21 protein-coding genes and 1 riboswitch are annotated in these 21,697 nt (G+C 61.2%); of the genes, 9 read left to right on the top strand and 12 right to left on the bottom strand.

The genetic code is table 11. The features are described from left to right. Positions 1–5 precede the first annotated feature (5 nt). The 6 genes from OKC41_RS10015 to OKC41_RS09990 form a co-directional block, all read right to left on the bottom strand. A complete protein-coding gene (locus OKC41_RS10015) occupies positions 6–887 on the bottom strand; it encodes a cytochrome c oxidase subunit 3 (RefSeq protein ID WP_219596492.1) in 882 nt (293 codons plus the stop codon). A 2-nt stretch (positions 888–889) separates the two neighbouring features. Beyond that, positions 890–1,444: a cytochrome c oxidase assembly protein gene (locus tag OKC41_RS10010; RefSeq protein WP_041211745.1), complete on the bottom strand. Its 555-nt coding sequence runs from the start codon at positions 1,442–1,444 to the stop codon at positions 890–892. Between the two features lie 9 nt (positions 1,445–1,453). Then, the gene (gene ctaD / locus OKC41_RS10005; protein ID WP_270671943.1) at positions 1,454–3,052 is read right to left on the bottom strand and encodes a cytochrome c oxidase subunit I; all 1,599 of its coding nucleotides are present in this window, start codon (positions 3,050–3,052) and stop codon (positions 1,454–1,456) included. 9 nt (positions 3,053–3,061) lie between these two features. After that, positions 3,062–4,192, bottom strand: a complete 1,131-nt coding sequence (gene coxB / locus OKC41_RS10000; protein ID WP_270671942.1) for a cytochrome c oxidase subunit II — start codon at positions 4,190–4,192, stop codon at positions 3,062–3,064. Positions 4,193–4,559: 367 nt separating this feature from the next. Next, positions 4,560–6,632 (bottom strand): tRNA(Met) cytidine acetyltransferase TmcA, encoded by a 2,073-nt coding sequence (locus OKC41_RS09995; RefSeq protein WP_270671941.1) that lies wholly within the window; start codon positions 6,630–6,632, stop codon positions 4,560–4,562. After that, complete coding sequence (locus OKC41_RS09990) at positions 6,629–6,943, bottom strand: HlyU family transcriptional regulator (RefSeq protein WP_048208524.1); 315 nt, start codon at positions 6,941–6,943, stop codon at positions 6,629–6,631. Before OKC41_RS09990 ends, OKC41_RS09995 begins: the two co-directional genes overlap by 4 nt. 138 nt (positions 6,944–7,081) lie before the next feature. Here OKC41_RS09990 and OKC41_RS09985 point away from each other — a divergent pair, with 138 nt between their 5' ends. The 3 genes from OKC41_RS09985 (at position 7,082) to OKC41_RS09975 (ending at position 8,616) form a co-directional block, all read left to right on the top strand. Further along, positions 7,082–7,288 carry a bacterioferritin-associated ferredoxin gene (locus OKC41_RS09985; RefSeq protein ID WP_010675777.1) on the top strand — a complete coding sequence of 69 codons (207 nt, stop codon included), beginning with the start codon at positions 7,082–7,084 and terminating at the stop codon, positions 7,286–7,288. 131 nt (positions 7,289–7,419) lie between these two features. After that, on the top strand, positions 7,420–7,899 hold the full coding sequence (gene bfr, locus OKC41_RS09980) for a bacterioferritin (RefSeq protein ID WP_010675778.1): 480 nt from the start codon (positions 7,420–7,422) through the stop codon (positions 7,897–7,899). Between the two features lie 258 nt (positions 7,900–8,157). After that, complete coding sequence (locus OKC41_RS09975) at positions 8,158–8,616, top strand: methylglyoxal synthase (protein ID WP_041211864.1); 459 nt, start codon at positions 8,158–8,160, stop codon at positions 8,614–8,616. A 64-nt stretch (positions 8,617–8,680) separates the two neighbouring features. Here OKC41_RS09975 and OKC41_RS09970 read toward each other — a convergent pair whose 3' ends face one another. Continuing rightward, entirely contained in the window at positions 8,681–9,268 is a 588-nt protein-coding gene (locus OKC41_RS09970) for a superinfection exclusion B family protein (protein WP_183148970.1), read from the bottom strand. A gap of 189 nt (positions 9,269–9,457) precedes the next feature. Then, a riboswitch (yybP-ykoY riboswitch) is annotated at positions 9,458–9,564 on the top strand. Between the two features lie 89 nt (positions 9,565–9,653). On the opposite strand from OKC41_RS09970, the gene OKC41_RS09965 reads away from it, so the two are divergent. Continuing rightward, positions 9,654–10,640: a sodium:calcium antiporter gene (locus OKC41_RS09965; protein WP_268843107.1), complete on the top strand. Its 987-nt coding sequence runs from the start codon at positions 9,654–9,656 to the stop codon at positions 10,638–10,640. Positions 10,641–10,734: 94 nt separating this feature from the next. Here the strand turns inward: OKC41_RS09965 and ansB are convergent, their stop codons facing one another. The 3 genes from ansB to OKC41_RS09950 all read right to left on the bottom strand — a co-directional run bounded on the left by ansB (position 10,735) and on the right by OKC41_RS09950 (position 13,179). Further along, a complete protein-coding gene (ansB, locus tag OKC41_RS09960) occupies positions 10,735–11,793 on the bottom strand; it encodes an L-asparaginase 2 (RefSeq protein ID WP_048208529.1) in 1,059 nt (352 codons plus the stop codon). A 129-nt stretch (positions 11,794–11,922) separates the two neighbouring features. Beyond that, complete coding sequence (locus OKC41_RS09955) at positions 11,923–12,117, bottom strand: heavy-metal-associated domain-containing protein (protein WP_042015137.1); 195 nt, start codon at positions 12,115–12,117, stop codon at positions 11,923–11,925. Positions 12,118–12,228: 111 nt separating this feature from the next. After that, a complete protein-coding gene (locus OKC41_RS09950; RefSeq protein ID WP_201894600.1) occupies positions 12,229–13,179 on the bottom strand; it encodes an AEC family transporter in 951 nt (316 codons plus the stop codon). Between the two features lie 134 nt (positions 13,180–13,313). On the opposite strand from OKC41_RS09950, the gene treR reads away from it, so the two are divergent. The 4 genes from treR (at position 13,314) to OKC41_RS09930 (ending at position 18,251) form a co-directional block, all read left to right on the top strand. Further along, positions 13,314–14,261 (top strand): trehalose operon repressor TreR, encoded by a 948-nt coding sequence (treR, locus tag OKC41_RS09945; RefSeq protein WP_041211765.1) that lies wholly within the window; start codon positions 13,314–13,316, stop codon positions 14,259–14,261. 186 nt (positions 14,262–14,447) lie between these two features. Next, the gene (gene treB / locus OKC41_RS09940; protein WP_039039721.1) at positions 14,448–15,878 is read left to right on the top strand and encodes a PTS trehalose transporter subunit IIBC; all 1,431 of its coding nucleotides are present in this window, start codon (positions 14,448–14,450) and stop codon (positions 15,876–15,878) included. 88 nt (positions 15,879–15,966) lie between these two features. Then, entirely contained in the window at positions 15,967–17,631 is a 1,665-nt protein-coding gene (gene treC / locus OKC41_RS09935) for an alpha,alpha-phosphotrehalase (RefSeq protein WP_201894599.1), read from the top strand. Next, positions 17,631–18,251 (top strand): sugar O-acetyltransferase, encoded by a 621-nt coding sequence (locus OKC41_RS09930; RefSeq protein WP_029314833.1) that lies wholly within the window; start codon positions 17,631–17,633, stop codon positions 18,249–18,251. The genes treC and OKC41_RS09930 overlap by 1 nt, the downstream gene beginning before the upstream one ends. Positions 18,252–18,338: 87 nt before the next feature. Here OKC41_RS09930 and OKC41_RS09925 read toward each other — a convergent pair whose 3' ends face one another. After that, on the bottom strand, positions 18,339–18,797 hold the full coding sequence (locus tag OKC41_RS09925) for an Lrp/AsnC family transcriptional regulator (protein ID WP_039039724.1): 459 nt from the start codon (positions 18,795–18,797) through the stop codon (positions 18,339–18,341). 96 nt (positions 18,798–18,893) lie between these two features. On the opposite strand from OKC41_RS09925, the gene OKC41_RS09920 reads away from it, so the two are divergent. Further along, entirely contained in the window at positions 18,894–19,769 is an 876-nt protein-coding gene (locus OKC41_RS09920) for a DMT family transporter (RefSeq protein ID WP_128272214.1), read from the top strand. Between the two features lie 52 nt (positions 19,770–19,821). On the opposite strand, the gene OKC41_RS09915 is transcribed toward OKC41_RS09920, so the two are convergent. Then, complete coding sequence (locus tag OKC41_RS09915) at positions 19,822–21,315, bottom strand: histidine-type phosphatase (protein WP_201894598.1); 1,494 nt, start codon at positions 21,313–21,315, stop codon at positions 19,822–19,824. Positions 21,316–21,697: the final 382 nt, after the last annotated feature.

Here is a 21,697-nt window from a genome sequence, read left to right as displayed (position 1 = left end):
CGGCATCAAAGCAGGTAGACAAAGACGAACAGACAGAGCCAGACCACATCGACGAAGTGCCAGTACCAGGCCGCAGCCTGGAAAGCGAAATGACGCTGTGGGGTGAAATGATCCCTCAACATGATTCGCAGCCAGATGATGGTCAGGAAAAGGGTGCCCAGCAGCACGTGCAGTCCATGGAACCCGGTCAGAATGAAGAAGGTATTGCCATAGATGCCGGAATCCAGCCGCAGCCCGAGATCCCGATAGGCATGCAGATACTCATAGCCTTGAAACCACAGGAATGTCAGCCCGAGCACCACGGTGGCCAGCAACATCCCCTTGAGCCGCATACGTCTGCCGTTTTCCAGACTCATGTGTGCAAACAGCAGGGTCACGGAGGAGCCGAGCAGGATCAGGGTATTGATGAGGGGGATCCCCTGCCAGGGCATGGCCTGGGTCGTGGTCCCGCCGGGTGTCTTGAGCAGAGGCCAGTGAGCGGTGAAATCCGGCCACAGCAGCTGGCCCGTCATCACCCTGTGGCCCGCACCATCCAGCCAGGGCACCGCAAGCTGGCGTGCATAGAACAGCACTCCGAAAAAAGCCAGAAAGAACATCACTTCAGAAAAGATGAACCAGACCATGCCCTGCCTGAAGGATCTGTCCATCTGGGCGCTGTAGAGCCCGGTCATGGACTCCCGGATGATGTGACGGAACCAGCCAAACAACATGAATGCCAGCAGGGCGACACCGGCCATCATCAGATACCGGCCGAAACCGGTCTGCCCACTCGCCACTTCATTGACCAGATGTCCCGCCCCCAACGCCAGGAAAAACAGTGCAATGGCACCAATGATGGGCCAGCGACTCTGGTCCGGGACATAATAGGTCTGGTTCACCTTGGCCATGGTCATTTCCTCTGTGCGAGTGCCGGTGCAGGTACGGACTCCGTGATGTCATAGAGCGAGTAGGAAAGCGTGATGGTATTGATGCTGTCCGGTAGTGCCGGATCGATATAGAACTTGAGCGGCATCAGCTTGCTCTGCCCTGCCCTCAGCTCCTGGCGATTGAAACAGAAACACTCCACTTTCTTCAGGTAGGCTGCGGCGGGACCGGGAGAGACCGACGGGACCGCCTGACCCACCATGGTCCGCTCCGTGGGATTGAACACCCGAAAGTTGACCATCTTCACCTCCCCCGGCCGCACCGACAGCCGAGCCGTCTCACCGCTGAACTCCCACGGCATCCGGGTATCCGCATGAGCAAGAAACTCGATCTGGATGCTCCGCTTGCTGTCGATCACCGCCCGCTCCGTACTGGCCGCTTGATCAGACGTCTTGCCATTGAGGCCGGTGATCCGGCAGAAGACGTCATAAAGCGGCACCAGCGCAAAGGCAAAACCAAACATGACGAGCACGACCAGAGCCAGTTTTCTGAGCAAGGGGGCATGACTGACCTGGGTCATATGACCTCCCTAACGCTCTTCCGACCGGATATCCGGTGGAGTCTGGAAACTGTGATAAGGAGGGGGAGAAGAGAGCGTCCATTCCAGCCCCTCGGCCCCCTCCCATACCCGATCACTCGCCTTGGCTCCGCCTCTGATGCATTTGACCACGCCCCAGACAAACAGCAGTTGGGACAGGCCGAAGGCAAAACCCCCCAGGCTGATCAGCATGTTGAAGTCGGCAAATTGCAGGGCGTAATCGGGAATGCGGCGAGGCATGCCCGCCAGCCCGACAAAATGCATGGGGAAAAAAAGCACATTGACCGAGACGAGCGAACACCAGAAATGCCATTGGCCGAGCCGCTCGTCATACATGTGCCCCGTCCATTTCGGCAACCAGTAGTAGGCAGCGGCCAGGATCGAGAAGACGGCACCGGTCACCAGCACATAGTGGAAATGGGCCACTACGAAATAGGTGTCGTGATACTGAAAATCAGCCGGTGTCATGGCCAGCATCAGCCCGGAGAAACCGCCAATGGTGAACAGAGTGATGAAGGCGATGGCAAACAGCATGGGGGTCTCGAATGTCAGAGAACCACGCCACATGGTGGCAAGCCAGTTGAACACCTTTACCCCTGTCGGCACCGCGATCAGCATGGTGGTGTACATGAAGAACAGCTCCGCCACCACGGGCAATCCGGTGGTGAACATGTGGTGAGCCCAGACCATGAAGGAGAGCAAGGCGATGCTGCTGGTGGCATAGACCATGGAGCGATAACCGAACAGCTTCTTGCGGGAGAAGGTCGGTATGATGCTGGAGACGATGCCGAAAGCCGGCAATATCATGATGTAGACTTCCGGGTGCCCGAAGAACCAGAAAATGTGCTGAAACAGGACAGGATCCCCCCCACCGGCCGCATCGAAGAAACTGGTCCCGAAATACTTGTCCGTCAGCACCATGGTCACCGCAGCCGCCAGCACCGGCATGACAGCGATGAGCAGAAACGCCGTGATGAGCCAGGTCCAGACAAACAGCGGCATCTGCATCCAGCCCATGCCCGGCGCCCGCAGGTTGAAGATGGTCACGATGACGTTGATGGCCCCCATGATGGAGGAGATCCCCATGATGTGAATGGCAAAGACAAACAGGGCCGTGCTGTTGCCGCTGTACTGGGTGGACAGGGGGGCATAGAAGGTCCAGCCAGAACTGGGGCCGCCTCCCTCCATAAACAGGCTCGACAGGAGGATGAGGAAAGCAAACGGCAGGATCCAGAAGCTCCAGTTGTTCATGCGGGGCAGCGCCATGTCAGGGGCCCCAATCATGATGGGGATCAGCCAGTTGGCGAGGCCGGTGAAGGCGGGCATGACGGCACCAAAGACCATGATAAGGCCGTGTACTGTGGTCATCTGGTTGAAAAACAGGGGTTCCACCAGTTGCAGTCCGGGTTGGAACAGTTCTGCCCGGATCACCATGGCCATGGCGCCACCGGTAAAGAACATGGTGAGGGAAAAGCACAAATAGAGGGTACCGATGTCCTTGTGGTTGGTGGTGTAGAGCCAGCGCCTCAGACCGGCCGCCGGCTGGTGAGCATGTTCGCTGTGCGGGGTATCCGTGATTCCATCACTCATGCCGACGCCTCACTTGTCCTTGTCCGGATTGGCCGGGTTGAGAAGGGACTGCACCTCGGCTGGCTGCACAAGGTCGCCAGTCTTGTTATCCCAGGCATTGCGTTCATAGGTAATGACGGCGGCGAGTTCCTGTGCCGTCAACTGTTTGCCAAAAGGTTGCATCGCCGTACCACTCCGGCCGTGCAACACAGTATCCAGATGCTGGGCACGATGCTCCGCCTGTGTGGTCACCTTGCTGCCATTGAGCGCCGGGAAGATGCCGGGCAATCCGGTACCCGCGGGCTGATGACAGGCCGCACAGTGGCCCAGATAGACTTTCTCCCCCAGCGCCATGGCTTGTGGCAACGTCATGGTCTCCGCTGCCTGCGCCTGTTGCTGTGCCTTGGCGGTTGCCTGCTCGTCTCCCTTCCTGGCAATCCACGCCTCGAACTCCTCTGTGGATTTGGCCACCACAACCACGGGCATGAAACCGTGATCCTTGCCGCACAGCTCGGCGCACTGCCCACGATAGGTGCCCGGCTTGTCGATCCGCGTCCAGGATTCGTTGATGTAGCCAGGATTGGCATCTTTTTTCACGGCGAAGGCGGGAACCCACCAGGAGTGGATGACATCGTCCGAGGTCATCAGGAAACGGATCTTCTTGCCGACCGGCAACACCAGAGGGTTATCTACCTCCAGCAGATAATTGCCGCCCTTGGGGGCATCACCGGAGATCTGCTGTTTGCTGGTCGCCAGCAGGGAATAAAACGCCACTGGATACTCGAGGTATTTGTAATGCCATTTCCATTGCGAGCCCGTGACGAGGACGGTGAGATCGGCCTTGGAGGTATCCTCCATCTTCAACAGGGTCGAGGTTGCCGGTGCCGCCATCGCGATCAGTATCAACACGGGGATGGCCGTCCACAGCAACTCGATGCGGGTGCTTTCGTGAAACTGGGCGGCTTTGGCACCGCGCGATTTTCGATGGTGCACGATGGACCAGAACATGATGCCGAAGACGAGCAGACCGATGACGCAACAGATATAGAAAATCGTCATGTGCAGGTCATAGACCTGCTGGCTGATGGCGGTCGCCCCGCGCGTCATGTTGAACCGGATCTCATTGGCAAAGGCGCTGCTGCTGATGAACCACATCATCATTCCGGCACCTGCCTGAGCTGCATCGTTTCTCACATTGCACTCCCTGTGCACGTTGGAGAAGATGGCCTGCATTCCATACACCAAAAGCTAACCATCTGAAAATAATGCATTTATTAAAATTCATTTCACATTCAAGTATTAGTCCATATTCAGAAAAAACCAAAACGCAGACAGCCCTGACCAGGCTCATCAGAGCAGTGGCAATAGGCAAAACGCGAGCAGGGAAGAGGGAGAAACGGGTCCCGGGGTGGCCGCGCCTTGAACGGGGAGAGCTTCAGCCATGGTGAGTCGAATCGATGTGCAGAACCCGGGAGGGGCCATTGGTTCCTCCTGGGCTCCGTGGTTTTCTGCCGTGCCAGAGGTGGGGTCAGCCCGCTGGGGCTTGCTGAGCCAGCAGTCTGGCCAGCAGGGAGCGCAATGCTTTTATCAGCGCGGGTTTGCCCGCGACACCCTGTCGGGCAGCCAGCTCGGACCAGGACGCATATTGCCAGATGGTGGCGATCAGCAACCGTCGTTCATCCTGACTCAACCCGTCCAGCATCATCACTCGCCGGAGCAGCCAGCGTTGCAGTGTCGCCTGGCACAATTCGAATGGCTTGTGATGGTGGGCAAAACAATCGAGTTCCCGATGCTCGAATTCATCCAGATCCGGCACATGAGTGACAGGTCCGCCTCTGAGGGATAGCCAGACCAGTTCGGTATCCAGCCTCTTGAGTTCACCCGCCAGCAGGGCCGGCAACTGGCTCATGAAACGCTGTCGCCATTGCGCCAGCTCGGCGTGATATTCCGATTGCAGCGGCATCAGCAGCAAAGCTGCATGACTGCCGCTGGCCGCATCGCGCTGCAGACCAAGACGCAGCACCTTCAATCCCGCCTTGAGCCAGAATGGCAGCAGATCTGGACTGGCGGAGAAGGCAGATCCCAGATAATCGACCCCTAATACCCGATAATGTGATACCAGCTTGTCCAGCAACCAGGACCCCAGCCCGAGACGATGAAGGGCAGGATGGATGGCGATGCGCATCACCCTGGCATAAGAGCGCTCCCCCGCCGTCACGAAACCGGCGTGGGCCAGCAGCGACTGGGGCAGCAGATGTCCACGAGGGCGCCTTCGTCCGGCCCAGATCGCGTGCGCCAGATCAGGGGGTATATTGCCCTCCCGCGCGACCAGCGCCACCCCGAGCAACTCCTGTCCCTGCTCCATCAGATGAATGTCGAGATCCGGCCCCTCCAGCAAATACCGCAGATCACTGGGGCTGGTCTGGTAGTGAGCCAGCACGAGCAGGCCGAACACCCGATTGAGCAGCGCGTCATCACGAGCCAGCTCATCTTGTCCGACCAGGCGCCAGGTCGGTGATGTCGGGGGATGAGGTGCCGATATGTCGGCATTCAGACCAAGGAGCCGGAAGATCAGAGGCTCCAGCGGATCGCTCAGGCTCCAGCGAATGGGCTCCACCAGGCGCAGCTCCTGCCAATCCGGGGTTTGCTCATCGAGTACCCTCTTGAAGCGCAGATGAAAGCCACGCCCCGTCCCCTCATAGCCATGCTCCGTTGTAGCGAAGACAATGCGACTGTGACGGGCCAGCATGGCCTCCAGCAGTGGGGTCGGGATGGCTGCGGCCTCATCCACCAGCAACAGATCCGCCAGCACGTCTCCTTGAGCCACCCGATCAGGGGACACATAGCTCAGACCGGCCAGCCGCTCAGGCATCTCTGCCAGCGCGCGCTCTGCATGGGCAAAAAGTGTCGCTACTGTGGCGTGGGAAGGGGCCGTCACCGCTATCGTCAAGGCCGGATCCCGACTCAGCAAGTCGGCGCTCGCCAGCCCCAGCACGGCGCTCTTGCCACGACCGCGATCGGCGCTCAGCACCAGGGGGCGACGGCGATGGCCGTGCAACACGTTCTGGATGGCGGGCAGCGCACGGGCCTGATCCGCGCTCAGCGGCCGGTCCCCGTCAAGAGGCTGCCAGGTAAAATCACAAGAGGCAGGCGTCAGATCTCGCGCCGGATCTTCTGCCAGCAACCGTACCAGACGGGAGATGAACCCCTGCCCGGCACGATCGGCCTCCTCTGGCTGGGCGACCAGCCTCTGACGATCAGGGTCTGGGTAGGTCGGCCATACCTCCCGCGGCGGGGTCAGCAGAAGCAAGAGCCCCCCAGCCCTCAATGTCCCCGCCAAGGCACCGAATGCATCGGGATGAAAGCCGCTGAAGGCATTGAATACCAAGGTGTCGCACTCCTGACCGAGCCGTTGAAGCGCCTTGGCGGCAGGCTGCGGAGCATGACGCTCAGGACCCTGCCCCAGCCAGAACACCGCCCCCCACAGCAAGGATTCGGCACGAACGATGCAGTCATCCTCCTCCCCTTCCAGCCAGATCAGACGCCGCTCGCCGGCAGAAGCGATAGCGTGGCGCAAGGCGAGCAGCTCGGCTGACATCATGGAGCTGGGCTGGCGTCTGGCTTCACACGGGGTTCAAACATGCGCTCCCCCATCTGGTCGATGAAGGTATGGGCCTTTTGCACCATGAAGCGCTCGGCATCCGCCGGGTTGGCAAAGAGATCGGAGCGGATGAAGCGATGGGTCTGTAATTGCCCGTCGATCTCCCTGGTGATGCGACCTGCCAGCCTGTATTGCCCCCCTTCCGCCATGGGCTCGGGATAGATGAGATAGCCCATGTATTCGATGGGCTCAACCTCGGGGCTCTGGGCGATCTCTCCCTTGAACAGGGCATTGAATAGTCTTTTGAACATGTTCGCATCCTCTCTGATGAAGGCATTCTCCCCAAGGGTGGAATCACTGGCAAGCTCGGGATCTTATTACCATTCGTTCTTTGCACTACGAACCATTCTCATTTAGATTTCATCTCATTCCAACATGAGGTCCAGATTATGTACGTGTGTTTGTGCCGCGGCATCACAGATAACCAGATCCGCAAGGCGGTACAGGCAGGCAAGACTGAATTCCGACAGTTGAAACAGTCGCTGGAAGTCGGTGCTCAATGTGGTAAATGTGTGCGCATGGCGATGGAGATCATCGCTACCGAAATCGACAAGATGGAGTCAGAGCAGGCACCGCTCTATTACGAAGTGGCGTAAAACCGCCGACTTCTCGTCTTCATCTCTCCTTCTGCCCTCCAGGGGACGACTTTCCCCATCACGTTATGGTCATGTTTCTGGACTAAGCTCTAGTGATCGTTGCCTAGGCTCGAACACGAGGAGTAATGTCGATGAAAGGAGATCCCAAAATCATTGCCCACCTCAACAAGGTGCTGGCCAATGAGCTGGTTGCCATCAACCAATACTTCCTGCATGCCCGCATCTATGATGACTGGGGCCTCAAGGGGCTGGGGCACAAGGAGTATCACGAATCCATCGATGAGATGAAACATGCCGACGAGCTGGTCAAGCGGGTGCTGTTTCTGGAAGGGCTGCCCAACTTGCAGGATCTGGGCAAGCTGCGCATCGGTGAAACGGTGGAAGAGATGCTGCGCTGTGACTTGTCTCTGGAGATGGACGCCATCCCCGACCTGAAAGTCGCCATCACCTATGCCGAGTCCGTGCAGGACTACGTCAGCCGCGACCTGTTTCAGGAGATCCTGGAAGATGAAGAGGAGCATGTGGACTGGCTGGAAACCCAGCTCGATCTCATCGCCCGCATCGGTCTGGAAAACTACCAGCAATCCCAGCTCCATGCCGAGTCATCCTGAATCGCGATGACATCAAGAGACAATCCCAACCCGCCCAGGCGGGTTTTTTCATGGCGCCAGCGGCAGAGATCTTGCCCAACGATACGGTAGCCAACCTGGCTGCTGACAAGGCAGGCCAGAGGCTGTCAGGGTGGCAGGGTGGCAGGCGCCGGATTGAACCGCCTCCGGGATCACAGTTACGATGCATGGGGCAGCGGCAGGCGCCGCTTTCGATTAGGATACGACCCCATTCCCATCATTTTGCTACGGATGACCTCCATGGAACTGATTGCACGCGAGATGGCGCCCCACAAACGGGTTGCCCTGGTGGCTCACGACAACATGAAAGCCCCTCTGCTGAACTGGGTGCTGCGCCGCAAGGAGGAGCTCAAGCTCCACCATCTCTATGCGACCGGCACCACGGGCACCCTGCTCGGCAAGAAGGCGCAGCTGCCCATTACCTGCCTCTTCTCCGGCCCCATGGGAGGGGATCAGCAGCTCGGCGCCCTCATCGCCGAAGGGAAGATAGACGTGATGATCTTCTTCTGGGATCCCCTCAATCCCGCCGCCCACGATCCTGACGTCAAGGCCCTGCTGCGCCTCGCGGCCGTCTGGAACATCCCGGTCGCCACCAACGAGGCGACGGCGGACTTCATCATGGACAGCCCGCACATGCAGCAGGCATTCAGCGTCCAGGTGCCCGACTACGCCGGCTACCTCAAGGCCAGAACCGAATAAGCAACGCCAGACAGCAAAGAGCCGGAACAGATGTCCGGCTCTTTTCTTTCATGGGGGGAGAAGGTCAGCGCTGGAGGCTCTTCTGCGCGAACTTGGGTCTGGCATTCATGATCTGCTCCACCTGCTCGTCGCTCATCTTGCCCCGCGACAGTCCCAGAACCTTGTAGGTCAGCAGAGGGCGCGCTGGCAGGGCGATCATCAGGGCGCGGATCTGGTTCTCGTCCTCCTTCTCTCGCGTCGGCTTGCCGTAGGCGTAGGTGAGCACGCCGGCATCCATCAGGTTTTTGACGGCGGGTTCGGTGATCGGCAGGTTTATGACGCTTTTCCGTTGCAGTACGAACTCCCGCAGCACCGCCTTCTCGTTGAAGTCGAGGAAGCCAATCATCTGGGCCAGTTGATCCTGCTGGCGGCGGGACTGCCACTCGTCACAGGCCCACTCCCAGGCGATCAGGAAGCCCTGACTGCAGAAATAGGAGATGGCGATCAACATGCCGACCCCAAGCCAGGCCGCATGAGCCATGGCCCACTGGCTCACGGCACCTTTCATCAATCCGGCCGGAAACAGCAGGATGATGCTGCAGCAGAGCAGCAGCCAGACCATCAGCCAGTTGAGGCGATTAAGCTGGTAAAAATGTTGGATCCACCGTTTCATCGTTCACCCTTCCCAAGTCAATGTGGACAGTAGCCAACTCGTAGCAATCACTGTGCCAGCACAAGGATCCCCGTAAAAAGATCAGGATCCCGGACGGGAGAGTCGAGGGTTGTCACATCCTTTTACAACTTGTCGCGCGGATCATCTCCTGTTGGCCTTGCGCCTCACCGAGTCACTTGGTAAAAAGCCCGCACTGTCACTGGGGAGTAGCAACCCGCCCGAAATCCGGGCAGGGCCCATGTCAACACTCTTGGATCCGCAGATCCATGGCATGGGCGGCGATAGCACCTGTCGTCCTGCAAGACCTTTGGCCTCGATATGCACGCCAGCCGGGCGAGCCGTATCGGGTCCATCGGTTGTTCTGCTCGCCTGGCGGTTACTCATCATGCTGATCACCCTGCTGTTATTTCTGATCTCTGCCGTCACCATCTATCTGGCCTGCGAATACTTCGTCAACGGCATCGAATGGACCGGCCATCATTTCAAACTGTCCCAAAGCGCCACCGGTTCTCTGCTGGCCGCCCTCGGCACGGCCCTGCCCGAATGCATCGTCACCCTGACCACCCTGCTGATGGGGGATGCCCCCGCCCAGCAGCAGATAGGCATAGGTGCGGCCCTCGGCGGCCCCCTGGTGCTGGCTACCATAGGCTATGCTGCCGTCGGCGTGACCCTGCTGCTGTGCCTGGACCATGGGCACAGGGTCATTCATGGTGAGGTGCAGCGCGAAATAGGCCGCGATCAGGTCTGGTTTTCCGGTATCTTCCTGCTGGCCGTGCTGCTTGGCATGGTGGCCTTCACCGGTAAAACCTGGCTGGCCCCCCTGTTCGTGCTGATGTACCTCCTCTATGTGCGACGTGAGCTGAAACAGACCGACAGCCACGATGCGGAATTGCCCTCCCCCCTCAAGCTGGATCCGCACGCCAGGATCCCGGCGCTCGGCAAGGTGCTGCTGCAAACCCTGGTGGCGCTCGGTGTGGTGGCGCTGGCGGCCCAGCTGTTCGTTCACCAGCTGGAGAACATGGGCGAGCTGTTCGGTCTCTCTCCGGTGCTGGCGGCCCTGCTGCTGAGCCCGGTGGCCACCGAAATGCCCGAGCTGATGAACGTGCTTATCTGGGTGCGGCAGGGCAAACACCGGCTGGCGCTGGCCAATATCTCCGGCGCCATGATGATCCAGGGCACCATTCCCAAGGCGTTCTGCCTGCTGTTCACTCCCTGGCTGCTGGACAGCACCATGATGGCCTCCTCCCTGGTGACGCTGCTGGCGGTCACGCTGCTGTGGTGGGGGTTCAGTCGGGAGCGGATGACGGCGGGCAGGCTCGCCCTGGTGGGACTGGTTTACCTGAGTTTCTGCGGCTGGCTGATGATGAGCTGAGGGCCGGCATCTGCCTCTGGCGCAACAAAAAAGGGCAGGATCCCATCCTGCCCTTCATCTCACGGGGTAGTGTCAATCAGACCGATCCGAGGTCTTAGAACTGCTGGAACCAGCGCTGGATCTGGGCCGGATCCTTGCTCTGGGTCAGGGCGAGCATCAGCAGCACCCGCGCCTTCTGCGGGTTGAGGGTCTCGGCGGCGACGAAGCCGTACTTGGCGTCATCGATCTCCGCATCCAGGGTGGTGGAACCGGTCGGCACGCGGGCGGAACGCACCACGCGAATGCCGTCCTTGCTCGCCTTGGCCAGGGTGTCGAACAGGGTGTGGTAGAGGTTGCCGTTGCCCACCCCGGCGCTGACGATGCCGTCAAACTTGGCATCCACCAGGGCCTTGGCCGGCAGGTCCGAGGCGTTGGCGTAGCTGTAGACGATGCCGACCTGGGGCAGCTTGTCGAGCTTGCTCACGTCGAACGGGGTCTTGCTGGTGTGCTGGCGGGCCGGGCTGCGCTGGTAGTCGATCTTGCCGTTGTGGATGTAGCCGAGCGGGCCGAAGTTGGGGGAGGCAAAGGTCTGCACTCCTGTGGTGTTGGTCTTGGTGACGTCCCGGGCATCCAGCACGGTGTCGTTCATCGCCACCATGACGCCACGTCCCTTTGAGGCGGGGTCGGAGGCAGTCACCACGGCGTTGTAGAGGTTCATGGGGCCGTCGGCGCTCATGGCGGTGGAGGGGCGCATGGCGCCCACCAGCACCACCGGCTTGTCGCTCTTGACGGTCAGATTGAGGAAGTAGGCGGTCTCCTCCATGGTGTCGGTGCCATGGGTGATGACGATGCCGTCCACGTCATCCCTGGCCAGCAGAGCGTTGACGCGCTTGGCGAGCGTGAGCCACACCTCGTCGTTCATGTCCTGGGAGCCGATCTTGACCACCTGCTCACCCTGCACGTCGGCCACGTTTTTCATCTCGGGCACGGCGGCGATCAGCGTCTCGATGGCCACCTTGCCGGCCTCGTAGTTGGACTGGGTGGCAGACTGGCCCGCCCCGGCGATGGTGCCGCCGGTGGCCAGAATGTGCACGCTGGGCAGCGCCATGGCCATGGGGGAGAGGGTCAGGCCGAGTACGGCGGCGATCAGGGTCTTGCGAATGGGAAGGGTCATGCTGCAATCCTTTTGGATGAGGGAATTGCAGTATTTTTATTCTTTTTAAACGGGATTTAAGTGATCATTCTCACCAATAAAAAGAAGTAAACAGAATATTAGTCTGATTTATACCAATTAAGTGATAATTCACTCTACCTGAAAGCCTCTCGCCTCGATCAGGGCGATCAACTCGGCTTTGCTCAGCTCGCTCTCGATGACGGCCTGGCGGCTGGCAAAGTCGACCGTGGCGGTGCGGACTGCTGGCTGGGCCAGCAGGGCCTTTTGCAGGCTGGCAGCGCAACCGCCGCAGGACATGCCGGTAACGGTGAGTTCGATGGTCATGGGCTCTCTCCTCTGTCGATGTGACATCAGCCTAAAGCTGCCGCCTCCGGCAAGGTCAAGGGTGAATGCCGATCCCGTCAACCCCGGGTCGTGCATCATGGCGGCGCCCCATCACCCCATCAGTCCCAGGTAGTTCATCAGGGCGGCCCCCAGGCTGGTGGTGACGAGCGAGCCCAGGGTGGTGGTGGCGATGATGTTGGCCGCGAGGGCACTGTCACCCCCCATGGCACGGGTCATCACATAGCTGGCGGCGGCGGTGGGGGTAGAGCTGATGAGAAACAGGATGCCGAGGGCCTGCGGGTTGAAGCCGAGCGCCCAGGCCCCCAGCACCAGCAGCACGGGGATGCAGCACAGCCGGTTGACCGTGGCCCAGCCGGTCAGCATGGCGCCGCCGCGCAGGGCCTTGAGGTTGAGGCTGGCGCCGGTGCACAGCAGGGCCAGCGGCAGGGTCATGTTGGCGAAATAGTTGCCCGTGCTGATGACCAGCTGGGGCAGTTCGATGCCGAGCAGACCGAAGGGCAGGGCCGCCAGAATGGCGATGATGAGGGGGTTTTTGACGATCCCCTTGAGTATGGGTGTGAGCCCCTTTCCGCCCCCCAGGCTGCGGGTCAGGGTGATCACCGCAAGGATGTTGTAGAGCACTGTGATGGAGCCCACCAGCAGGGCGGCGGCCCCTATCCCCTCCGGGCCGTAGGCGTTTTGCACATAGGCCAGCCCCATGATCCCCATGTTGCCGCGAAAGCTGCCCTGCACGAAGATGCCCCGCAGTTTCTGCTCGCTGATGAAACGGGCCGCCAGCACCTCCAGCACCAGGAAACCGGCGAGGGTGCCGAGCAGGCCGTAGAGGATGAGCCAGGGGCTCGGCATGGTGGAAAAATCGGTGCGCACCATGCTCAGGAACAAGAGAGCTGGCAGGGTGACCTGGAACACCAGACGGGAGGCGGACTCGACGAAGCTGTCGGGCAAGAGACCCAGCCGCTTGAGCCAGATGCCGAGTACCAGCACCAGACAGATGGGGCCCGTGATGGAGAGAGAGAAGTGCAGACTTGCCAACAGATCCATGATGCGCGTCCTGTGCAACGGCGAAGAAAGTCGCCTGGGAAAGGGCATTCTAACGCCATGGGCTTGTATTCACAGGAGTTAATCACAACAATGTCTGCATCCCGGTTGTCGCCCTCCCCTGTCACGGATCCCCCATGGAAAAGAAACTGACCATCCTCGATATCGCTCGCCTCAGCGGAGTCGGCAAGTCGACCGTCTCCCGGGTGCTCAATCAGGATCCCAAGGTCAATGCCCAGACCAGGGCCAGGGTCGAATCGGTGATCGCCCAGCACGGTTTCGTCCCGAGCAAATCGGCGCGGGCCATGCGCAGCCAGAGCCAGCAGGTGGTCGGCATCGTAGTGTCGCGCCTCGACTCCAGCTCCGAGAACCAGGCGGTGCGCGGCATGCTGGAGACCCTCTATCAGCGTGGCTACGACGCCGTGCTGATGGAGAGCAAGTTCTCCCCCGCCAAGGTGAGCGAGCACCTGGCGGTGCTGGAGCGGCGCGGGGTGGACGGCATCATACTGTTTGCCTTCAACGATCTGGACTATGCCGCCATGGCGCCGCTCAGGGAGAAACTGGTGCTGATGGCCCGCGAGCGCCCCGGCTTCTCGTCGGTCTGCTTCGACGATGACGGGGCGGTGCGCGCCGTGCTCGCCCACCTCGGGGAGCGTGGCCTGACCGAGGTCGCCTATCTCGGGGTGGAACGCAGCGATCTCACCACTGGGCTGCGTCGGCATCAGGCTTACCTCGACTACTGTCGGGAACAGGGGCGCACGCCCCGCAGCGCCCTCGGGGATCTCGGTCTGCAAAGCGGCTATCGGCTCGCGGCCGAGCTGCTCACCCCCACCACCCAGGCCATGGTCTGTGCCAGCGACACCCTGGCCATCGGCGCCGCCAAATACCTGCAGGAGCAGGGTCGCACCGACATCCTGGTGAGCGGCCTTGGCAGCAATCCCATGCTGACTTTCCTCTTTGCCAACACCCTCAGCCTGGATTTCGGCTACAAGGATGCCGGTATACTGGCCGCCAGACAGCTGCTCGATCAGATTGAAGAGGGGCAGCCCCCCAGAGCGACCATCGCCCCCTGTCAGCCCCTGTAGTCTATCTTTTCCTCCATTCCCGGCGTTTTGCGCTTTTTGTGACCAGCGCCACGAATTGGGAACGTTCCCATTGCCGATGCCAGCCACTGGCTTCATGCTGATTGGGAACGATACCAATAAACGGGCGGTCCTTGGCCAGCCGGTAAAGACACGACCATTATTCATGGAGTCACAGAGGGAAGGCTCATGTCAAAAGTCAACACACAGCATCTGGCGCAGCTGATCGAGCGGATCGGCGGCAAAGAGAACATCACCACTGTCAGCCACTGCCTGACCCGGCTCAGGTTCGTGCTGGCCGATCCGGCCAAGGCCGATCCCAAGGCCATCGAGACCATCCCTTCGGTGAAGGGGAGCTTCACCCAGGGCGGCCAGTTCCAGGTGGTGATCGGCAACGAGGTGGATCAGTGGTACAAGGCGCTCACCCAGGAGATCGGCGTGAGCGGTGGCAGCAAGGAGGCCGCCAAGCAGGCCGCCCGCCACAACATGAACCCGTTGGAGCGCGGCATCTCCCACCTGGCGGAGATCTTCGTCCCCCTGCTGCCCGCCATCATCACCGGTGGTCTGATCCTGGGCTTTCGCAACGTCATCGGCGACATCAAGATGTTCGACGACGGCACCCACACCCTCACCGAGATCAGCCAGTTCTGGGCCCAGGTGCACGCCTTCCTCTGGCTGCTGGGTGAAGCCATCTTCCACTTCCTGCCGGTGGGTGTCTGCTGGTCTGCGGTGAAAAAGATGGGCGGCTCCGAGATCCTCGGCATCGTGCTGGGTATCACGCTGGTGTCGCCGCAACTGATGAACGCCTATGGCATCGGCCAGCAGACCCCGGAAGTGTGGGACTTCGGCCTCTTCGTCATCCAGAAGGTGGGGTATCAGGCCCAGGTCATTCCGGCCCTGCTGGCGGGTGTCTTCCTCGCCTGGGTGGAGACCAGCCTCAAGCGCATCATCCCGGCCTATCTCTACCTGGTGATTGTGCCCTTCATCTCCCTGCTGCTGGCGGTGATCGTGGCCCACGCCCTGATCGGTCCGTTCGGCCGCTGGATTGGTGACGGCGTCGGCTTTGCCGCCAAGGCGGCCATGACGGGTTCGTTTGCCCCCATCGGCGCCGCCCTGTTCGGCTTCCTCTATGCGCCCCTGGTCATCACCGGCATCCACCACACCACCAACGCGGTGGACCTGCAACTGATGCAGAGCATGGGCGGCACCCCCATCTGGCCGCTGATCGCCCTCTCCAACATCGCCCAGGCGTCTGCGGTCGTCGGCATCATCCTGATCAGCCGCAAGGAGAACGAGCGGGAGATCTCGGTCCCGGCCGCCATCTCCGCCTACCTGGGGGTGACCGAGCCGGCCATGTACGGCATCAACCTCAAGTACAAGTTCCCCATGCTGTGCGCCATGGTGGGCTCAAGCTGTGCGGCTCTCATCTGCGGCTTCGCCGGTGTGATGGCCAACGGCATCGGGGTGGGCGGCCTGCCGGGCATCCTCTCCATCCAGCCGCAATACTGGGGCATCTACGCCATCGCCATGCTGGTGGCCATCGTGGTCCCCGCCCTGCTGACCCTGCTGGTCTACAAGCGCCAGCAGGCTGCCGGCAAGCTGGATCTGGCCACGGCCTGATCCACACAACCTCGGCGGAGCCCTGGCTCCGCCCTTTATCGTTGCCCTGTTCCAACTAATCCGGTTTCAACCAATGAGCGAACCAACCATGACACAGACACCCTGGTGGCAAAGCGCCGTGATTTACCAGATCTACCCCAAAAGCTTTCAGGATTCCGGCGCCCGTGGCACCGGTGATCTCAAGGGGATCATGGCCCGCCTCGACTACCTCAAGACCCTCGGCGTCGATGCCCTCTGGCTGACCCCGGTCTACGTCTCCCCCCAGGTGGACAACGGCTACGACATCGCCGATTACCTCAACATAGATCCCGCCTACGGCACCATGAGCGATTTCGAAGCGCTCCTGGCCGCCGCCCATGCGCGCGGCATCCGCATCGTGATGGACATAGTGGTGAATCACACCTCCACCGAGCACGCCTGGTTCAAGTCGGCGCTGGGGGACAAGCACAGCCCCTATCGCGACTACTACATCTGGAAAGATCCGGTGGACGGCGGCGTGCCCAACAACTGGCAATCCAAGTTTGGCGGCAGCGCCTGGGAGCTGGACCCGGCCACCGGCCAGTACTACCTGCACCTCTTTGCCCGCGAGCAGGCGGATCTCAACTGGGAAAACCCGGCCGTGCGCGCCGAGGTGAAGAAGATCATCCATTTCTGGGCGAAAAAAGGGGTCGACGGTTTCCGCCTCGACGTCATCAACCTCATCTCCAAGGATCAGGCATTCCCTGACGACGAGGTGGGGGATGGCCGCCGCTTCTACACCGACGGGCCGCGCATCCACGAATTTTTGCAGGATGTGAGCCGCGACGTGTTTGCTCCTGTCGGCGCCATGACGGTGGGCGAGATGTCTTCCACCAGCCTGGAACACTGCCAGCGCTATGGCGCGCTGGATGGTTCCGAGCTCTCCATGGTGTTCAACTTCCATCACCTCAAGGTGGATTACCCGGGCGGCGACAAATGGACCAAGGCCCCGTTCGATTTCCTCGAACTCAAGCGCATCTTCAACCACTGGCAGAGCGGTATGCATGGCAAGGGGTGGTCGGCGCTGTTCTGGTGCAACCACGATCAGCCGCGCATCGTCTCCCGTTTCGGCGATGAGGGCGAGCATAGGGTGGTCGCCGCCAAGATGCTGGCCAGCACGCTGCACGGCCTGCAAGGCACCCCCTACATCTATCAGGGGGAGGAGATCGGCATGACCAACCCCGGCTATCAGTGCATCGATGACTATCAGGATGTGGAGAGCCGCAATATCTTCGCCATCAAGCAGGCGGAAGGGATGAGCGAGGCCGAGATCCTCGCCATTCTCGGCGCCAAGTCCCGGGACAACTCGCGTACTCCGATGCAGTGGAGCGCCGCCTCCAACGCCGGTTTCACCAGCGGGACGCCCTGGCTCAAGCCCGCCGCCAACTATTCCGAGATCAACGCCGAGGCAGCGCTGGCCGACCAGCACTCGGTGTTCTGGCACTATCGGGATCTCATCGCCCTTCGCAAGGCGCACCCCATCTTCACTCAGGGGGATTATCAGGAGCTGCTGACCGGGCACCCGCAGATCTGGGCCTATGTCCGCCGCGCCGGCGGCCAGACTCTGGTGGTGGTGAGCAACTTCTACGGCGAGCCGGCGGCCTTCGAGCTGCCGGCCGAGCTGGCCGGTGGCAAGGGGCAGCTGCTGCTTGGCAACTACCCGGATAGCCCGGCCCGCCCGCAATCCTGCAAGCTGCGCCCTTACGAATCCCTGATCTGGCTGATGGAGCAATGATGACTGACGCAACAACAGTGCAGCGGCCCGCCGTGCGTGGCCCCGAGTGGCAGAAGATGGTGGCGGGAGCGCCCTATGATGCAGGGGACCCCGAACTGCGGGCTGCGCGGGAGCAGTGCCGCGCCCTGCTGGGAGAACTGAACCGGGAGCGAACCGATGCCCCTGGCTGGGATGAGCGCCTCACCCGCCTGCTGGGTGGCCGCGCAGAACGCTGTTTCATCACGCCCCCCTTCTTCTGCGACTATGGCGCCAACATCTTTGTCGGCGAGAATTTCTACGCCAATTTCAACTGCACCATCCTGGATGTGTGCGAGGTACACATAGGCGACAACGTGCTGCTGGCCCCCGGAGTGCAGATCTACACCGCTACCCACCCGGTGGCGGTAGCGCCTCGCATCAAGGGGGTCGAGTTCGGCAAGCCGGTGCGCATCGGCAACAACGTCTGGATTGGGGGCAGCGTCGTCATCTGCCCGGGCGTCACCATAGGGGACAACAGCGTCATCGGGGCGGGGTCCGTTGTCACCAGAGACATTCCGGCAGGCGTGGTGGCGGTCGGCAATCCCTGCCGGGTCTTGCGCCCCATGACGGCAGAGGAGCTGGCGCCCGGGGAACCTGGCTGACACAGAAGGGGCAGGCCGTACCTGCCCCTGTTCCTTTCCCTGACGGTGCTCCCGCAATGCCGGCAAGGCTTCGGCGCAACCCCCTCTTTACCCGGGCAGCAAGGCGCCGCAACGCTTGTGCTGTCCCATGACCACCAGAGTCTTGAAACTGCGCACCTGATCCCTGGCATGGAGCACCCGACGGGTGAACTGCTCGTAACTTTGCATGTCCCTGGCGGCCACTTGCAGCACGAAGTCCTGCTCCCCCGTCACATACCAGAGATCCATCACCTCGGGTTCCCGCTGCAGGCTGGCGATCATCTCATCGACGATGCGGCCATGATCCCGCTCCAGGGTCACCAGCACCAGCATGGTGATGGGCCAGCCCATGGTGGACGGTGCCACCAGCGCCACTTCCCGCTCGATGAGACCCGATTCCCGCAAGGCACGGACGCGGCGGTAGCAGGCAGGGGCGGAAAGACCGACTCTGTGGGCCAGCTCCGGCGTGGGCAGACGGGCATCCTGTTGCAGCTCGGCGAGGATGAGCAGATCAAATTTGTCGGTCATGGGGTTCATTAGATAAAAATTATCGCACAGGGCCAGTATTAGACCGGTTTTACCCAAGTCTCCAGATATATTTTACTGCTCATCGTCCTGCCCGGTATGAACACCATGCAACCCAATCCCAATGCCCTCTCCTCTCTTCTGGCCGTCCTGCTCGCCATGTTGTCGATCACCCTCGGCGCCTCCCTGGCCAAATCCCTGTTTCCCCTGCTCGGAGCCGCAGGCACGACCCTGTTCCGGCTGGGGTGCGCCGCCCTCCTCCTCTCTCTGGTGTTTCGCATCTGGCGTGCCCCCCTCGACCGACGCACCCTGCTGGGCGCCATCCCCTACGGCCTGTCGCTTGGGGCCATGAACCTGCTCTTCTATCTCGCCATCGCACGCATTCCCCTCGGCGTAGCCCTGGCCATCGAGTTCATCGGCCCCCTGACGGTGGCCCTGATCTCCTCACGCCACCGGGCAGACTTCATCTGGCTGATACTGGCCATCGCCGGGCTGCTGCTGCTCTTGCCCCTGCGGGCAACACAGCAGGCCATCGATCCCCTGGGGGCCGCACTGGCTCTCGGGGCTGGCCTTTTCTGGGGGCTCTATATGCTCACCGGAAAGCGGGCAGGAGCCTTGCTGGGCGCACAGGCTCCGGCGCTGGGCATGTGGGTGGGCACCCTGCTGGTATTGCCCTTCGGGCTGGAGGGTGCGATCGAGGCGTCATTCACCGTCCCCGTGATCCTCACCATCATCGGGGTGGGGCTGCTCTCGAGCGCCATCCCCTACTCTCTCGAGATGTTTGCCCTGCGCCGCCTTCCCCTCAAGAGCTACGGCATTCTCACCAGCGGTGAACCGGCCATGGGCGCCCTGATGGGGCTGATGCTGCTGGGGGAGCAGTTGCCTCCGTCCCAGTGGCTCGGGATAGCTGCCATCATCGCCGCCTCCATGGGCACCACCTGGCAGGCGGGTCGTCGACAAGTCGGCTCCGCCTGAACCAAAAAAAACGGGGCCGGCGATGACCGGCCCCGGGGATGGCACGAGCGCGTCAGGACGAGTAGTCGTAACAGCGTTTGAGCTCGCCGAAGTCATAGAAGAAGCTACCCACCGCAATGGGGGCGCAACCTGCCTTGAAGGCGAGCTCCTTCTCGTTGTAAAGCATCTTCACCAGCACCCGGCCGGCCTCGTTGCGGTAGACATCCCACTGGATGTTGGCCGCATAGGGAGAGACCCAGCCGCCACGCCATTCGTTGTTTTCCTGGCTCATCAGCACGCCAGGCTGGGCGCTCTGGCGGCTCCCTTCCAGCTCCATCAGGGCCGCCAGCGGGATCAGGGTCTCCGCATGGGCGAAGCGCAGCTTGGCGACATGCTCACCCGCCTCTTCCACCACCTGGGTCTGTACCTCGTTGAAGAGGCCGTCAAGCAGGGGCTGGGCCACGGCGTAGGTGGCGCTCTGGCTGGCAAGACTCGGCCCCTTCTCGTAGAAGTCCTCGGCATCGGAGAGGTAGGAGAACCAGGCAGACTCCTCTGGCGTGATGAACTGCTCGAGATCCCAGGATCCGCCTTGTGCCTGCGCCTCCCGGATCATCCCCGGGCCGATGATGAAGAGGTTGTAGAGCATGAGGGCGGCGTCCACCTCGTCGCGCACATGGGTCTTGCCACCATCCTCCGGATTCACCGCCACATAATCCACCCCGGCGGCCAGCTCGTCGACGAAGGCCTTGCTGTAGAGGCGCTCGAGCATCTCACGGGCCATCACCCGGGTCCTGGGCAGGGCCTTGAGTGCATCGAGGGCCTCGGTCAGCTCGGGAGCAGGAGCCACCCCGTTGTCTTCGTCCCCGACAAAGGCCTGATAGGCCTGGAAGGTGGGCAGATACCGGGTGTACTCCCCCTGCGGCTCGGTCTTGTGGAAGTAGAGCTCGAACTTGTTGCGCAGCCCCTTGTCGATCTCGGAAGGATTCTCCTGGCTGACGTAACAGTCGGGGCTGTCCGTCACCAGAGAGATCCGTTTGGCCAGGCTCTGCATGAAGAAGTAGGCGCTTTCGTTGGCGCGATCCTTGCCCGATGTCTCGACCTTGAGGCAGAGGGGAGTCGATTCAGTGGTCAGCAGGGTGGGCAGCCGTTCGGCGAGCCGGGTCGCCAGGTTGGCGTGCTCCTCCTTGCCGAGCGCACTCAGCAGGCCATAGCCGAGGGCCTGGTTGGCGGCCGTGACGGCGTCCACCTTGGCGCCGAGCCGTTGGCCCAGCTCGGTCAAGGCCCCCTGTCTCGCGGCCTCCTCCCACACCAGCTTGGTCAGCACATCGTATTTGGGGCTGGACAGCGAGCGGGAGCCATGGCGTGCCACCAGTTCGGTGAAGACGGGACTAAAGCCTTCAGGGGCAACCTCATAGCTGTTCATTGCCTGACGGGCGGCATAGACCGCCTTGGTGCTGTATTGATAGTCGCCGACGGCAGGCGAGGAGGAGTCATTGCCCGAATGGCAGCCGCTCAGCAGGGTGGCCGCCACGCAGGCGGCAAGGGAAGAGACGCGAAACATAGTCATCCTTGAACCAGTGTGAAAATGAAGCCGCACAGTACGCACCGGATGTGACAATCCGGTGTCAGGTCTGGGACATGCACCTCTCTCCTGAAGGGTGAACACCCTCCAACCTGCCTGCTTCCTCCCCACAAAACATCATTCATATTTTTTGAACGTGTAGGCCAGTTTATCTCGCTAACAATGACCGGGTGAGGCGCTTAATATTCACACATCGCTTAGGCAGGAGCGCCAAGCCGCAAAACAACTGGTCGTTCATGGCAGTCCCCCATACACATGGGTGACAAACATCCGTGACAAAACAACACACCATTTGAATGACCTCTTGCAAGGATGCATTGATGCAGGCCTGTCAGGCCTTGCCAATGACATAAAAACCAAGAGAGTG

The organism is Aeromonas sp. QDB17, from assembly GCF_027705305.1.
Classification (GTDB): Bacteria; Pseudomonadota; Gammaproteobacteria; order Enterobacterales; family Aeromonadaceae; genus Aeromonas; species Aeromonas caviae.
The sequence above is the reverse complement of the archived record's forward strand: the minus strand, read 5'-3'. Positions and strand labels throughout refer to the sequence as shown.

Excerpts from the sequence above, each read along its gene's own strand:
- OKC41_RS09930 (WP_029314833.1), top strand. The coding sequence starts at position 17,631 with ATGACTGACGCAACAACAGTGCAGCGGCCCGCCGTGCGTGGCCCCGAG.
- OKC41_RS09995 (WP_270671941.1), bottom strand. The coding sequence starts at position 6,632 with ATGATGTCAGCCGAGCTGCTCGCCTTGCGCCACGCTATCGCTTCTGCC.
- treC (WP_201894599.1), top strand. The coding sequence starts at position 15,967 with ATGACACAGACACCCTGGTGGCAAAGCGCCGTGATTTACCAGATCTAC.
- bfr (WP_010675778.1), top strand. The coding sequence starts at position 7,420 with ATGAAAGGAGATCCCAAAATCATTGCCCACCTCAACAAGGTGCTGGCC.
- ctaD (WP_270671943.1), bottom strand. The coding sequence starts at position 3,052 with ATGAGTGATGGAATCACGGATACCCCGCACAGCGAACATGCTCACCAG.
- OKC41_RS09965 (WP_268843107.1), top strand. The coding sequence starts at position 9,654 with ATGCTGATCACCCTGCTGTTATTTCTGATCTCTGCCGTCACCATCTAT.
- OKC41_RS09985 (WP_010675777.1), top strand. The coding sequence starts at position 7,082 with ATGTACGTGTGTTTGTGCCGCGGCATCACAGATAACCAGATCCGCAAG.
- OKC41_RS09920 (WP_128272214.1), top strand. The coding sequence starts at position 18,894 with ATGAACACCATGCAACCCAATCCCAATGCCCTCTCCTCTCTTCTGGCC.
- OKC41_RS09970 (WP_183148970.1), bottom strand. The coding sequence starts at position 9,268 with ATGAAACGGTGGATCCAACATTTTTACCAGCTTAATCGCCTCAACTGG.
- OKC41_RS09915 (WP_201894598.1), bottom strand. The coding sequence starts at position 21,315 with ATGACTATGTTTCGCGTCTCTTCCCTTGCCGCCTGCGTGGCGGCCACC.
- OKC41_RS09990 (WP_048208524.1), bottom strand. The coding sequence starts at position 6,943 with ATGTTCAAAAGACTATTCAATGCCCTGTTCAAGGGAGAGATCGCCCAG.
- OKC41_RS10015 (WP_219596492.1), bottom strand. The coding sequence starts at position 887 with ATGGCCAAGGTGAACCAGACCTATTATGTCCCGGACCAGAGTCGCTGG.
- treR (WP_041211765.1), top strand. The coding sequence starts at position 13,314 with ATGGAAAAGAAACTGACCATCCTCGATATCGCTCGCCTCAGCGGAGTC.
- OKC41_RS09955 (WP_042015137.1), bottom strand. The coding sequence starts at position 12,117 with ATGACCATCGAACTCACCGTTACCGGCATGTCCTGCGGCGGTTGCGCT.
- OKC41_RS09975 (WP_041211864.1), top strand. The coding sequence starts at position 8,158 with ATGGAACTGATTGCACGCGAGATGGCGCCCCACAAACGGGTTGCCCTG.
- coxB (WP_270671942.1), bottom strand. The coding sequence starts at position 4,192 with ATGATGATGTGGTTCATCAGCAGCAGCGCCTTTGCCAATGAGATCCGG.
- ansB (WP_048208529.1), bottom strand. The coding sequence starts at position 11,793 with ATGACCCTTCCCATTCGCAAGACCCTGATCGCCGCCGTACTCGGCCTG.
- OKC41_RS09925 (WP_039039724.1), bottom strand. The coding sequence starts at position 18,797 with ATGACCGACAAATTTGATCTGCTCATCCTCGCCGAGCTGCAACAGGAT.
- OKC41_RS09950 (WP_201894600.1), bottom strand. The coding sequence starts at position 13,179 with ATGGATCTGTTGGCAAGTCTGCACTTCTCTCTCTCCATCACGGGCCCC.
- treB (WP_039039721.1), top strand. The coding sequence starts at position 14,448 with ATGTCAAAAGTCAACACACAGCATCTGGCGCAGCTGATCGAGCGGATC.
- OKC41_RS10010 (WP_041211745.1), bottom strand. The coding sequence starts at position 1,444 with ATGACCCAGGTCAGTCATGCCCCCTTGCTCAGAAAACTGGCTCTGGTC.